Source organism: Pantoea sp. X-Soil-TKNS-1280, assembly GCF_059730475.1.
In genome coordinates this window covers 48,085-61,429 of sequence record NZ_AP035965.1, presented here as the reverse complement: position 1 = coordinate 61,429, position 13,345 = coordinate 48,085, and the positions used below count along the sequence as shown (strand labels likewise).

Genomic DNA, 13,345 nt, shown 5'->3' with positions numbered 1-13,345 from the left:
TCAGCGCAATGAACATCTTTCAGTCATATATTTCGTTTTAATCCCGTCGCTAATTTTCTGAGTGAGCAATCGGTGTGAGTCATCCTCTGCCACGGTTTTACTCATCAGGCTATCCGGCTTGCAATTATCACTTAAAGGTATTGTGTTCACCGGACGCATAAGTTCAAAACCGGATAATTCATCGCCAGATCTGACGTTAATAACCTGCGTCCTGATACCATACGAGGAAATTTCATCCGTTATTGACTCAATAAATGCTCTTAATCCTTTTTTAATCGCATAACTAATTGCAACACCACCCGGCATTTTTTTATCAATTGGTGCTGAAATTAGAATAATCTGCCCTTTTTTTCGTTTTCTGAAAAATGGGATTAATGCACGAACTAACAGGATAGGCTCATTGATTCCTGAAATAAGTGCATAATTAACATCCAGTGAAGTCATCTCTTCGGTGGACTGAACTACATTATGACCATCGCATAATATCACCCCATCCACTTCAGACCCACGTCCAAAGACAACCTTTAAGCAACTGATTATATTTGCATTTTCGTAACTGCACATTTCCTCAGCCATGAAATTATCAGGATATAAAGAGGTTAAGTCTGTAACATTTAAATAATTTTTGACAATAGCCGTAACATGATGCCCTTTATGGAGCAACTGCCTGGCAACCTCTTTTCCCGTTCCGGCTTCAACACCGGTTAAGATCCAGTTCATAAGTTTTTTCTATATTTAACTTTTGTAAAGTTTTGAATAGCGTTTTGTAAGCCTGCGTTATCAAATACCATAAGTTAGCAGGCGAACTATTTATGAAATTGTGCTCTTTTTGGCTTTTCTCAGTATTAATTTTATCATTTACCCGATTGTGCCTTATTTGTATTAGCAGATTTACTAAAAATGCTTTCAATGTTAGAAAATTTATCGCCGGGTAACTTTTCCCGCGCTCATACAAAAACAAGCAGTGGTTTATACGAGGAATAAAATGAAAACGCCTATTAGAAAGCTTTCTTTAGCTATCGCAGGGTTTATTGTTGCAAGCGCAGCACATTCTGCTGAAGTATATAACAAAGATGGTAACAAGTTAGACATCAACGGCATGGTGGTTGGTGAGAACTATATCAGTAATGATAAAAGTGTTAACGGTGACCAATCCTATATGCGTTTCGGATTCAGAGGCGAAACCCAGATTAGCGACCAGCTCACTGGTTATGGTCAATGGCAGGCGCAATGGAACCTGAATCAGACTGAAAATCAGACCAATCAAATGTATACCCGTATTGGTTACGCAGGTCTGAAATACGGTAATTATGGTTCATTCGATTACGGTCGTAATTCCGGCATCATGTATGACGCATTCAGTTATACCGATATGCAGCCTGAGTTCGATGGCCTGACCTATAACTCAGACCAGTTCCTGTTCCACCGTGGTAATGGTCTGGCGACTTACCGTAATGATAATTTCTTTGGCCTCGTAGATGGCCTGCATTTTGCCCTGCAGTATCAGGGTAAAAATGATGGCGGCGGTGAGCCGGGTGTACGTGATGTGCTGCGCCAGAATGGCGATACCTTTGGTATGTCAGCATCGTATGACATCGGCGCAGGCTTCAGCATTGCTGGCGCATTCATGAGCGGCGACCGTACCAACGAGCAGAACAGCCTGACCAGCGGCATCATGGGTCATGGCTCGAAAGCCGAAGCCTATACTGGCGCGATTAAATACGATGCCAACAATGTTTATCTGGCCGTGATGTATGCCCGCGCCTATAACGCATCCCGCTTTGGTTCTGCGTCTTCAGACGACAGCGCCTATGGTTACGCGAACCAGTCCGATCTGTTTGAAGCCTATGCGGGCTATACCTTTGATTTCGGTTTAGTACCGTTCATTGGTTATAACCAGACTCGCGGCAAACATCTGGGTGCCTCTGCTGATGGCAATACCTATGGCAACCAGGATCTGGTGAAATTTGTTGATATCGGTGCGACCTACAACTTCAATAAAAACATGAATGCGTATGTCGACTACCAGATCAACCTGATGGATAGCAGCGAGTTCTCTCAATCTGCTGGCATCAGCACCAGTGATGTTGTCGCTGTGGGCATGGTGTATCAGTTCTGATGATTATCGGGCGAGGAGATCCTCGCCCGTATTTTCCCTGATCATCCCTTTTTGAAGTAATTTTGCGGTGTTTCCCCCATCGCCTTTCTGAACATGGTGATGAAAGAGCTGGAACTTCGATAGCCGAGTTCCGTCGCTATGGTGGCAACCGACATCCCCTGCGCCAGCCGGGTCATGGATTCCACCAGCCGTAACTGTTGTCGCCATTGGCCAAAGGTATAACCGGTCTGTTTGATAAACAGCCGACTCAGCGTTCTGTCGCTGGTGCCGATGCGATCACCCCATATTTCCAGTGATTCATTATTTGACGGTGCCTGCATCAGCGCCTTACAGATTTTCTGGAGTCGTCGATCTTCGGGAAGAGGCAAACAACCCTGCTGCAGTTCCTGTGCCTCGTGTAATCCTCTTAGCAACAACGGCACAATCATTTCGGAGAGAATATAAGTTTCCTGTCGGCGCTCTTTCACCATTTCCAGCACCAGTTCACGCAGAAGGGAAGAAACCAGCAAAACACAGCATTCTTTTCTTTCATGACGCCATACATCGGGTTCAATATAAATACTGTGCATCAGGGCTTCACCGGATGCATACAGTTCATGACCGGTACGGGGTAACAATAATAATCCGCGATTCGGTCCCAGCGTCCAGGAGCCCTGGCTGGTGATCACGCTGAGTACGCCACGGGTGGTGAAAATAAACTGTAATTGCTCGTGAGAATGCCACGCCTGCCGATCGCCGTTCCGGTATTCATAGGTATTAGCGATCACCGGACGGGACTGCTGCTGATATTGTCCCTGCGAAAAGTAATGCCATGTCTCTTCCACACTATCTCCGCTTATTGACGGCAAATTCCGCCAAAACATGTCTGTTTTGCAAAACTTATTGGCAATACACCCTAGCAGCCCATCTGATATGATTCAATATGAAAATAAAAATGATTTTCATTCTTGTTTGCATACGCAAACAACATAGCGACATCTTCGTTTGAATCGGAATTGATGAAATGAAATCTTCGGAAATTTATGGGGCTACCTGCGTCATTTCACCTGCATCAGGGAAATATCCACTGTTAATCACTTTATTACTTCCGGTGGTGGCTCACGCTACGCAGCAACAAACCACCCAGGCGGATCAAAACGTCATGGAGGTTAATGCACAGGACTTTAAAGAAACCGGTAACGGACCGGTGTACGGTTATGTTGCTCATCAAAGCACGGCCGGAACGAAAACTGACACGCCATTGATTAAAACGCCCCAGGCGATCTCCGTCGTCACACGGGATCAGATGTCTCTTCAGAATGTCCAGAGTGTTGCCCAGGCGCTGCGTTACACCTCCGGTATTGCGTCGGAACAGCGCGGGGCGAATACGGATTCACTGGAATATCTCTATGCCAGAGGTTTTTTAATCGACGAACTCTGGAATGGCCTGTATACCCCCGGCCCGTCCGGTGGCTTCGGCTATAACGTGACCAGCTTCGATCCCTATATGTTTGAGCGTATCGAAGTATTACACGGTCCCGCGTCCGTCCTTTATGGGCAGGGATCGCCGGGCGGCGTGGTGAATATGGTCAGCAAGTTACCGCAGAAAAATCAGCTGAATGAGGCAGGCGTACAAACGGGCAGTTATGGTCGTGCTCAGGGCTTTGTTGATGTTGGTGGCGCGCTGAATAATGACCAGACTGTGCTCTACCGCATCGCAGCAGACGGCTTTAATACCAGCAGCCAGACTGATTTTGTTAAGGAACGCCGCTTTTCCATCGCGCCCAGCCTCGCCTGGCAAATTAACGACGACACGCATTTCACGCTATACGGTAATTATCAGACCGACCCGGATGCCGGATATTACAATTCTGTCCCCATTAATGGGGACATCAAAGTGCCACGCAGCCTGAACCCTGGCGATCCCAGCTTCGACAGCTTCCGCAAGACGCAAGGTGCGATTGGTGAAGAGTTAACTCACCGATTTAATGATGTCTGGTCAGTGAAACAAAGCTATCGCTTCCTGCGCAACAGCCAGAAATTACAGTATGTCGGGAATGACGGATTTAATGCTGATGGGAAAACCCTGAATCGCACCGCCTATCTCAACTATGGCGATGTTGACGCGCATACGCTCGATAATCAGGCGCTGGCAACATTCACCACCGGTGCGGTGTCTCACAAGGCAACGTTTGGCGTAGATTATCAGCACATCCGCTTCAGCCACTGGTTTTACAGCGCAGCCGCACCGTCGCTGAGCATCAGTAACCCGCAATATGGGCAGACGATCCCTACCCCCAATTTCATGTACGCCACCTCCACAGAGGCGACGCTGGAGCAACTCGGTGCTTACGGACAGGACCAGATTGATGTCGGTAACTGGTCGTTTTTATTAGGCATGAGGGAAGACTGGACCAACAACAGTACGCATTCCTTTAAAACGCAGGAGACACAGTATCAGTCGGCCCGCGCGTTTACCTGGCGTACCGGTGCGGTTTATCAGTTTGCTAATGGTATCGCCCCTTACATCAGCTACTCACAGTCTTTCCAGCCTCAGTTGGGAACGGATTATGAAGGTAAGGCGTTTACACCGTCGAAAGGCGAACAATATGAGGCTGGCGTCAAGTTCCAGCCGAAGCACAGCAACAGCTTCATTACGCTTTCTTTGTTCCAGATAAATAAAACCGATGTCCAGACCAGCGATCCCGAACACTCAGGTTTTAGCGTATTGACCGGTGAAGTCAGATCCCGGGGAGTAGAAGCCGAGGCACACGCCAGCCTGACAGACCACTTACAGTTAATCGGTAGCTATACCTACACCGACATCACCAATACAAACAGCAACACCGCACAAGGTAAAGCCCCGGTGGGGATTCCACATAATACCGGCTCGCTGTGGGCGGATTACACCCAGTATTCCGGAGCACTGGCGGGCTGGCAGTTCGGGGCGGGTGTACGTTATATCGGTGGTTCTTACGGTGATACTAACAACACCTTCAAAACCTCCTCTGCAACTTTAGTGGACACCGCACTACGTTATGATTTGGGCCAGCTCAGTTCTTCACTGGAAGGGTGGATGGCGTCACTGAACGCCAGCAATCTGTTTGACCGACACTATATTGCCAGCTGTACCGGTCAGTCTTATTGCTACTGGGGTGCGGGCCGCATGGTCCTGGCGGGTATCAAATACCAATGGTAAGTTCCGGATGCGCATCAGTCGGCCGACGTAATTTTCTACGGCTGTCTGCCTTGCTCGGGCTGCAATTCACGCTGGCACAGGGAAGTGCTGCTGAGGTGCCTCCCAGCGGGAGGCGAATTGTCGTTCTCGACTGGATGCTGACAGAATCCCTGTTGCTACTAGGGATCACCCCTATTGCGGTAGCCAATCCCGATGGATTCCGACAGACTTTTCACGCCGTGACATTACCTGCGGCGGTGGCTGACGTTGGGTTGATTTATCAGCCTAATCTGGAGCTGCTGACGTTATTACGCCCGGAACTGATCATTATCACACCGGCTCATGGCGTCATCGCTCCGCTGTTGCAGCGCATCGCACCCATTCTTAACGTGGGTGAAGCCGATTCCTATGGACGATACTCCTTTGATCAAGCCAGTGCGGCATTGATGACTTTGGGTCATTTTTTCAACCGGGTGGCAATTGCACAGGCAGTGATTTTCAGGGCGCAGCACCTGTTCGAAACCGCCCGCAAACGCCTCGCGATGCTGCCGGGGGCGGCACAACGAAAAGTGTTCATTGTACAATTTATTGATGAAGCCTTCGTCCGCCTGGCGGGTGCCGGCAGCTTGTACGGTGATTTGCTTGCCAGGCTTGGGGTGACTAACGCTTGCCACGCACCCACCGCCGTCTCTGGTTTCGCCACCACCGGCTATGATGCGCTTTACGCTGAACCTGAAGCTTTGTTGATCGCCTTTTCGCCGATGCCCCTCTCCGTCAGGCTGATGTTGCAAAATAACCCGGTATGGCAGGCGCTGCCTTTTCGGCAGCCCGGCCACCATCTTTTTATTCCACCCGCACCGGCCAATGGCGGCGTGATGTCGGCAATAGCGTTCACTGACGCACTGGCCTGCGCCATTACCTCGGCGGCCAGCAGCCATGCCGGACCACCATGATCCTGGGTAAATTCATGAAGCGCCCTGTCGCTATTTTCATCATCTTTATGATCTGCGCGCTGGCCGCTGCGCTTTTCTGGCTCAGAGTGTCCCACTATCTGCCGTTATCGTTATGGTACGCCGCCCTTGTAACCCCCAGGCCCGATAGCATCGGGGGGCTTATTTTTCTTTATAACGATCTGCCACGCCTGGCAATGGCCGGTATCTGCGGGGCCGGGCTGGCTTTTTCCGGCGTGGTCAGCCAGCAGATGTTGCGTAATCCACTTGCGGAACCCATGACGCTGGGCATCGCCTCAGGGTCTTATCTGGTCCTGTCGTTAGTGACGGTATTCTTCCCGGCCCTCTTCATCGTCGGAAGAGAATGGATTGCTTTTGCCGGGGGCGGGCTGGCGCTGTGTTTTGTCATGCTGATTGCTTTGCGTCAGCGCACCTCGGGGGTCTCCCTGATTCTGGCAGGAATGATACTGAACCTGTGTTGCAGCGCGGTCGGGGTCATACTGGCGATTCTGTACTTCCGGCAATTAAGTTTTATGGCGCTATGGGGTGGTGGCTCTCTGGCACAGTATGACTGGCGCAGTACCACGCAACTCTTCCTGCACCTGCTGCCTTGTATTGGGTTTTGTCTGCTGTTTGCCCGGCCAATGGGCATCTATGGAACCGGAGACGTTCAGGCAAAGAACCTGGGCATTTCTGTGCCATGGCTGCTGGCGGCGACGATGGGTTCGGTGTTGCTGATCACTGCGCTGATTGTCAGCTCTGTGGGCATCATCGGTTTTGTCGGTCTCGGCGCACCGCATCTCGCGCGTCTTGCCGGTGCCCGTCGATTACGGGATCGCCTGTTGTGGGCATCAGTGCTTGGCATGGTCCTTCTGTGGTTAGCCGATGAGCTGGCACGTCGCCTGTCCGGGCTGTCAGGGCTGATGATCCCGGTAGGTGCGGTCACGACTTTACTTGGCGCGCCAGTGATACTGGGTTATCTGTCACGCGCTAAAACGTCTGTGATACCGCGTGAAACTCGTGTGCTCCCCGCTATGACGGTGCCCGCAGAGAAGAAAAAGTCCCCCCTGGCGCTGCTGACTTCTAATCTGGTATGCCTGCTGGTGCTGAGTCTGGTCTTCCTGGTGCTGGGGAAAGGGTTACATGGCTGGCAACTTGAATTTCCCTGGCATTCCACCTCCCGGGTCTCGCTGCGCCTGATACAGCTCACCGCCGCCATTTCCGTCGGAGTATTGCTGGCGATTGCCGGTGGTACCATCCAGAACCTGTCAGGAAACACGATGGCCAGCCCGGACCTGCTGGGGATCACCGCCGGTGGCGCGCTGGGGATCATTGCCACCCTTTTTCTCTCGCCAGCCAATACGGGCAATATCGTGATTGGCTGTGCCCTGGGTTGCGGCGCGGTGCTACTGCTGTTGCTGCTGCTCGGCCGCCGTTCGCACTATGCCCCGGAGACGCTGCTGCTGGCAGGTGTATCACTGACGCTTATCCTGCAAGCGGTATCGACCGTGGTGATGGCGAGTGGTGACCTGCGCGTCATGCAGTTGTTTAGTCTGTTAATCGGTTCCACTTATAGCGTCAGACCGCATCAGGCTGAAATTGTGCTCCTCGCGGCTATCGCTCTGGTTGCTATCCTGCCACTGATTCAACGCTGGCTGGTGATATTGCCGTTGGGCACTCAGGTTGCTTACGGGCTGGGCATCAACATTCGCTTTGCACGCCTGGTGTTATGGCTGCTCAGTGCGTCAGCCACTGCCATGGCGACGATGATCGTTGGGCCTTTATCCTTTATCGGTCTGGTTGCGCCGCATATGGCCAGAATGCAGGGAGCGGATAAACCGCTGCCCTTTCTTCTCACCTCCGCCTCTTTTGGCGCGTTGCTGATGCTGGCTGCCGACTGGATTGGTCGCTGGATGCTGTTTCCCAGGGAAATCGCTACCGGGGCGATTGCGTCCCTGACTGGAGGGATCTATCTGGTGATTATTATGCTGCGGGGCCGCAGGGCAGCCTGACCTTATTTTTTCGCACCGTAGATCTTTCGATAGACCGTGGGTGTCAGACCGGTCACCTTGATAAAGGCTCTGCGCATCACATCACTGCTGCTGTAGCCGCACAAGGAAGCGATGGATTTCATCGGGGTCTCGGCACAAAGAAGTTCCTGGGCGCGGGCAATCCTCGCCCCCTCCAGCCATTCTGCGGTTCCCAGACCCATCTCCTGATTAAACAGGCGATTTACATGGCGGGGGCTCAGATTGAGGTGCTGCGCCAGATGCGTCGCATTTTTGACTTCATCAAGATGGGTCAACGCCCAGCGCTGTAAATCCTGTAACGCAGAACGGCCAGCGAGGGAAGTCTGCTGTTTACGGATAAAATGGCCCTGACCTGCGGGCCGGCGAAAAAACATCACCAGGTTGGCCGCTACCTCCTGCGCAACTTCCCGCCCGACATCTTCCTCGACAAAACGCAGCGCCAGATCCATGCCCGATGTCACGCCTGCCGCGGTACGCACCGGGCCATCGGCGATATAGAGGGCATCGGCATCAACCCGGGTCGCGGGATAACGCAGTGACAGTTCTTTCGCCACCGACCAGTGCGTGGTGACCTGCCGTGCATCCAGCAAACCGGTTTGCGCCAGCAACAGCGCACCAGTGCAAACCGAGCCATACCGGTGACTCTGACCACACAGCTGGGTTATGTCGGCAATCTGTCCATCATCCAATACGTGATCGTGAATATCGGGCGCACCCGCCACCAGAAAGGTTAATCCCGCTGGCGTTGCAAACGTTGCCAGTGCGCAATCCGTTGCAATCCTGACGCCGGAAGAAGACTGAACGCTCCCCCCGGCCAGTGACATGACGCTGGTTTTATACACTCCACGGCGCAGGATACGATTGGCTTCTGCAAAAACATCCAGCGGCCCGGCAACATCGAGCAATTGCACGCCTGGCACTGCCAGGATCACGACGTGATGCAGCATCCTCTTTCCTCATGACGGTTTATGTCTGTATGTCCGATATTGCCCAACTAATACTATTATAGACATTCCGTTTCTCTTTTAGAATGAGCGACAGACACTCAACCGGAGAAATAACATGAGCTTCACTCTTCAGGGGGTCCGCATCCCCGATACGCAAATGGCCCGTGATACCACCACCTTTATTCGTGATACAGAATCGGACCTGCTGTTTAACCACTCCAGCCGGGTTTTTTACTGGGCAGCACTGGCGGGCAGGCAGCGGGATATCAAAGTAGACCATGAATTGCTGTATGTGGGGTGTATGTTCCATGACATCGGACTGACTCATGAACATTGCAGCTGCGATAAGCGTTTTGAAGTCGATGGGGCCAATGCGGCGCGTGAATTTATGCAAAGTTATGGTGTGAAACAGGAAGATATCGACAAAGTTTGGACCGCCATCGCCCTGCATACCACCCCTGGCATTCCTGAGTTTATGGCACCAGAAATCGCCCTTGTTACCGCAGGTGTGGAAATGGATGTGCTGGGAATGGGCTACGAAACCTTTAGCGATGCTGATCGGGAAGCGGTGGTTATGCAGCATCCTCGCACGCCTGATTTTAAGGAGGATATTATCCAGGCCTTCTACGATGGCATTAAACACAAGCCCGCAACCACATTTGGTAACGTTAAGGCAGATGTGCTGAAAGACAAGGATGCGCAATTTACACCGATGAATTTCTGCAATGTCATTCGTCAGTCGCGCTGGCGGAGCTGAGCGTCCCCGAGCATCGCTGCTGTAAGTTTGGGCAAATGAACATTGCCTGTCTCATGTTCAGCCGGTAAATTTGATAACCATACAAAATGAAAGGACTTGTGCGTTAAAACGGAGGTTATCAATGAACCGGTTTATGCTGGCGAATAGCCAGCAATGTATAGGATGTCGTGCCTGTGAAGTCGCCTGCGTGATGGCGCATAACGATGAGCAACACGTGTTAAGCCCTGAGCAGTTTCATCCGCGCATTACGGTGATTAAACATCAGCAGCAGCGCAATGCCATCACCTGTCATCACTGTGAAGATGCACCCTGCGCCCGCAGTTGCCCGATGGGGGCCATCAGCCGCATGGGTGATTCGGTGCAAGTTGATCAGCAAAGGTGCATTGGCTGTAAATCCTGTGCCATTGCCTGCCCTTTCGGCACCATGCAGGTACTGGTCAACCCGCTGGGGGCAGGACAGGTAAAAGCCACCGCGCACAAATGTGATCTCTGCCTTGAGCGCCCGGACGGCCCGGCCTGTGCGCAAAATTGCCCGGCAGATGCACTGCGCCTGGTGAATGACGCGACGCTGACAAACCTGGTGCAGGCGCGCCGCCTGCACACTGCCAGCCAGGAAGCACAGCCATGGCATAAAGTCGCAGCGGCAATGCCGGTGCCTGACGATCATAAAGTGCAGCAAATGCGTAAAACCCCACCGCGTGGCGAACCGGATAAATTGCCACTGGCCGCACGAAAAACGGGCTTTGATGAAATCTATCTGCCCTTTCGTGCCGATCAAGCGCTACGCGAAGCGCAACGCTGCCTGACCTGTGGCGAGCACAGCATCTGTGAATGGACCTGCCCGCTGCATAACCATATCCCGCAATGGGTAACGCAGGTGAAAGAAGGCAACATTGCCGCCGCCGTGGAGCTTTCTCATCAGACCAACTGCCTGCCGGAGATCACTGGCCGTGTTTGCCCGCAGGATCGGCTATGTGAAGGTGCCTGCACGGTACGCGACGACTATGGTGCGGTAACCATTGGCAATATTGAGCGTTATATTTCTGATCAGGCACTGGCACAGGGCTGGCGGCCCGATCTCAGCGCAGTGCAGCCGGTGAAGAAACGCATTGCCATTATCGGTGCCGGACCTGCCGGGCTGGCGTGCGCCGATGTGCTGGCACGTAATGGTGTCAGCGCGACGGTTTACGATCGCCACCCGGAAATCGGCGGTCTGCTCACCTTTGGTATTCCCTCCTTCAAGCTGGATAAATCGCTGCTGGCGCGACGTCGAGAGATCTTCAGTGCGATGGGCATCCGTTTTGAGCTGAACTGCGAAATTGGCAAAGATATCGCGCTGGATAAAGTGCTTAACGACTATGACGCGGTATTTCTTGGTGTCGGGACTTATCGCTCGATGAAGGCCGACCTGCCCAACGAGGATGCGCCCGGTGTCTGTGAAGCGTTGCCCTTTCTGATTGGCAATACCCGACAGCTGATGGGCCTGCCGGAGAGTACAGAGCAACCGTTTATCAATACTGCAGGTCTGAATATCGTGGTACTGGGCGGTGGCGATACTGCGATGGACTGTGTTCGCACAGCGTTGCGCCACGGTGCTAACAAAGTCACCTGCGCTTATCGGCGTGATGAAGCCAACATGCCCGGTTCGCGTAAAGAGGTGAAAAACGCGCGCGACGAGGGCGCAGCGTTTGAATTTAATGTGCAGCCAGTGCAACTGGAACTGGACGACAGCGGCAAGGTGTGTGGCATCCGTCTGTTACGTACACAACCCGGCGAACCGGATGCAACGGGACGCCGTCGGCCGGTGCCGATTGAAGGCAGTGAGTTTGTGATGCCTGCCGATATCGTGATTATGGCATTTGGTTTCAATCCGCATGCCATGCCGTGGCTGGCAGACCAGAACGTGCGCCTGGACAGCCGAGGACGTATCGCCGCCAGTGTCAACAGCGCGTATCGATATCAGACTACCAATCCGAAGATCTTCGCCGGGGGTGATGCGGTGCGTGGGGCCGATCTGGTGGTGACGGCAATGGCGGAAGGCCGCCATGCGGCACAAGGTATGATGGACTGGCTGGGGATCAAAGCAGCGGATCAGCATTAACGCTCTGCTCGCCACTGCGGGGGGTTATTTCTCCTGCAGTGGCCGTGTTTTTTAAGACCTGAGATCCATGATCATCTCGTACCATTCCTCACCACCCTGTGTGGATTCATGAACAAAGTGACATCTGACTATCCGGTCAGACCTGCTTTTCCAGTAAACGGAAAAACTCGGCAATCTTCTCTTCATCACGTTTGTAATAGGTCCATGGGCCGATGCGGCGGGAGGTGACCAGTTGCGCACGTTGCAGGGCTGCAAGATAGAGTGACACCGTGGACTGCGACAATCCCACCTTCTCCTGAATGATGCTGACACACACGCCAACCTCATCGGCATCCGCATAGGGCTGATCAAAATGCTTTTTGGGTTCTTTGAGCCACTGCAGGATTTCCATCCTAACCGGATTGCTCAGCGCTTTTAGCACATCATTTAATTTGATTTCAGACATACCCGGCACTCGTTCTCTTATCACGTCGATATATCACGATATTACAATATCCCGATGGGGTATGCACTTCTTCGGCGCTGAAGCAGCGGTGGTAAAATGCCCCCCACTTTTAGGGGAGCATTTTCAGCATTAGCGTGATGAGGTGATATGCTCAAGAGCTGCCTGAGCCAGAAAGCCCGAACGACTTTTAAACTCCGGGTGCGTAGCAACACAACGATCAATCCGGTCTATCAGTGATTTAGGCAACGTAACATTGATTTTCTCAGAGCCACCCAGCAAACGGGTGACATCCACGTCAACTACAGCCCATGTGTAACCTGCATAATCAGGATGACCAGCGAGTGCTCCGACACTAGACACTGAGGGAATATCCTTCCCCAACTCAACTAATAATTCGATATGCCCGGTTATCGCTTCTTTTGCATTTGCTATCGCTTCATCCAGGGTATCACCCGCGGAAAAGCACCCCGGTAAGTCGGGAACTGTCACGCCATACGCGTGTTTGTCGTCGCCAGCCTCGATCGCAATGGGATAAAACATAATTAAGCCTCTTCGAGTAAGCGGGGTTAGATCCCCGCTTGTTTCCTGATGCTTTTTACCGTACCAACCGGTAAATCTTTTTTGGGATGAGGTATTGTTACCAGACCCGGTTTTGTCGGGTGGGTAAAATGGTGATGACTACCGTTTACCCTTATCAGAATCCAGCCATCATCCTTGATTTCTGCAATTAACTTCCTGCTGTCCATCCCTCTGTCCTGTTGTGTTCTGATAAAAAAATAATAACTCCAATAACTCCACACAACAACAGTTTTAGGGTTATTGGAGTTATTTTTATCGCA

Annotated in this window: 12 protein-coding genes; 6 read left to right on the top strand and 6 right to left on the bottom strand. The window is 52.1% G+C overall.

The genetic code is table 11. The features are described from left to right. Positions 1-720, bottom strand: coding sequence for an SDR family NAD(P)-dependent oxidoreductase (locus tag AC6I8X_RS25520; protein ID WP_497841859.1), 720 nt, complete (start codon positions 718-720; stop codon positions 1-3). Between the two features lie 265 nt (positions 721-985). Here AC6I8X_RS25520 and ompC point away from each other — a divergent pair, with 265 nt between their 5' ends. Further along, entirely contained in the window at positions 986-2,119 is a 1,134-nt protein-coding gene (ompC, locus tag AC6I8X_RS25515; RefSeq protein WP_084879684.1) for a porin OmpC, read from the top strand. 41 nt (positions 2,120-2,160) lie between these two features. Here ompC and AC6I8X_RS25510 read toward each other — a convergent pair whose 3' ends face one another. Then, on the bottom strand, positions 2,161-2,943 hold the full coding sequence (locus tag AC6I8X_RS25510) for an AraC family transcriptional regulator (RefSeq protein ID WP_497841858.1): 783 nt from the start codon (positions 2,941-2,943) through the stop codon (positions 2,161-2,163). A 179-nt stretch (positions 2,944-3,122) separates the two neighbouring features. Here AC6I8X_RS25510 and AC6I8X_RS25505 point away from each other — a divergent pair, with 179 nt between their 5' ends. From AC6I8X_RS25505 to fhuB, 3 genes are read left to right on the top strand one after another with little or no spacing between them, the layout of a single operon-like run. Then, the gene (locus AC6I8X_RS25505) at positions 3,123-5,297 is read left to right on the top strand and encodes a TonB-dependent siderophore receptor (RefSeq protein ID WP_497841857.1); all 2,175 of its coding nucleotides are present in this window, start codon (positions 3,123-3,125) and stop codon (positions 5,295-5,297) included. 50 nt (positions 5,298-5,347) lie between these two features. Beyond that, the gene (locus AC6I8X_RS25500) at positions 5,348-6,229 is read left to right on the top strand and encodes an ABC transporter substrate-binding protein (RefSeq protein WP_497841856.1); all 882 of its coding nucleotides are present in this window, start codon (positions 5,348-5,350) and stop codon (positions 6,227-6,229) included. Positions 6,230-6,243: 14 nt separating this feature from the next. Next, positions 6,244-8,238, top strand: coding sequence for a Fe(3+)-hydroxamate ABC transporter permease FhuB (gene fhuB / locus AC6I8X_RS25495; protein WP_497841855.1), 1,995 nt, complete (start codon positions 6,244-6,246; stop codon positions 8,236-8,238). A gap of 2 nt (positions 8,239-8,240) precedes the next feature. Here the strand turns inward: fhuB and AC6I8X_RS25490 are convergent, their stop codons facing one another. Further along, a complete protein-coding gene (locus AC6I8X_RS25490) occupies positions 8,241-9,203 on the bottom strand; it encodes a GlxA family transcriptional regulator (RefSeq protein ID WP_497841854.1) in 963 nt (320 codons plus the stop codon). A 115-nt stretch (positions 9,204-9,318) separates the two neighbouring features. On the opposite strand from AC6I8X_RS25490, the gene AC6I8X_RS25485 reads away from it, so the two are divergent. Both AC6I8X_RS25485 and aegA read left to right on the top strand, forming a co-directional pair. Beyond that, positions 9,319-9,960: an HD domain-containing protein gene (locus AC6I8X_RS25485; protein ID WP_313688123.1), complete on the top strand. Its 642-nt coding sequence runs from the start codon at positions 9,319-9,321 to the stop codon at positions 9,958-9,960. 121 nt (positions 9,961-10,081) lie between these two features. Then, positions 10,082-12,061, top strand: coding sequence for a formate-dependent uric acid utilization protein AegA (gene aegA, locus AC6I8X_RS25480; protein ID WP_497841853.1), 1,980 nt, complete (start codon positions 10,082-10,084; stop codon positions 12,059-12,061). Between the two features lie 136 nt (positions 12,062-12,197). On the opposite strand, the gene AC6I8X_RS25475 is transcribed toward aegA, so the two are convergent. From AC6I8X_RS25475 to AC6I8X_RS25465, 3 genes are all read right to left on the bottom strand, one after another. Beyond that, complete coding sequence (locus AC6I8X_RS25475; protein WP_084879675.1) at positions 12,198-12,506, bottom strand: ArsR/SmtB family transcription factor; 309 nt, start codon at positions 12,504-12,506, stop codon at positions 12,198-12,200. Between the two features lie 129 nt (positions 12,507-12,635). Then, on the bottom strand, positions 12,636-13,046 hold the full coding sequence (locus tag AC6I8X_RS25470; protein ID WP_313688117.1) for a type II toxin-antitoxin system HicB family antitoxin: 411 nt from the start codon (positions 13,044-13,046) through the stop codon (positions 12,636-12,638). A gap of 26 nt (positions 13,047-13,072) precedes the next feature. Continuing rightward, entirely contained in the window at positions 13,073-13,252 is a 180-nt protein-coding gene (locus AC6I8X_RS25465; protein WP_313688115.1) for a type II toxin-antitoxin system HicA family toxin, read from the bottom strand. Positions 13,253-13,345: the final 93 nt, after the last annotated feature.

Excerpts from the sequence above, each read along its gene's own strand:
- fhuB (WP_497841855.1), top strand. The coding sequence starts at position 6,244 with ATGAAGCGCCCTGTCGCTATTTTCATCATCTTTATGATCTGCGCGCTG.
- AC6I8X_RS25485 (WP_313688123.1), top strand. The coding sequence starts at position 9,319 with ATGAGCTTCACTCTTCAGGGGGTCCGCATCCCCGATACGCAAATGGCC.
- AC6I8X_RS25505 (WP_497841857.1), top strand. The coding sequence starts at position 3,123 with ATGAAATCTTCGGAAATTTATGGGGCTACCTGCGTCATTTCACCTGCA.
- AC6I8X_RS25475 (WP_084879675.1), bottom strand. The coding sequence starts at position 12,506 with ATGTCTGAAATCAAATTAAATGATGTGCTAAAAGCGCTGAGCAATCCG.
- ompC (WP_084879684.1), top strand. The coding sequence starts at position 986 with ATGAAAACGCCTATTAGAAAGCTTTCTTTAGCTATCGCAGGGTTTATT.
- aegA (WP_497841853.1), top strand. The coding sequence starts at position 10,082 with ATGAACCGGTTTATGCTGGCGAATAGCCAGCAATGTATAGGATGTCGT.
- AC6I8X_RS25470 (WP_313688117.1), bottom strand. The coding sequence starts at position 13,046 with ATGTTTTATCCCATTGCGATCGAGGCTGGCGACGACAAACACGCGTAT.
- AC6I8X_RS25490 (WP_497841854.1), bottom strand. The coding sequence starts at position 9,203 with ATGCTGCATCACGTCGTGATCCTGGCAGTGCCAGGCGTGCAATTGCTC.
- AC6I8X_RS25465 (WP_313688115.1), bottom strand. The coding sequence starts at position 13,252 with ATGGACAGCAGGAAGTTAATTGCAGAAATCAAGGATGATGGCTGGATT.
- AC6I8X_RS25520 (WP_497841859.1), bottom strand. The coding sequence starts at position 720 with ATGAACTGGATCTTAACCGGTGTTGAAGCCGGAACGGGAAAAGAGGTT.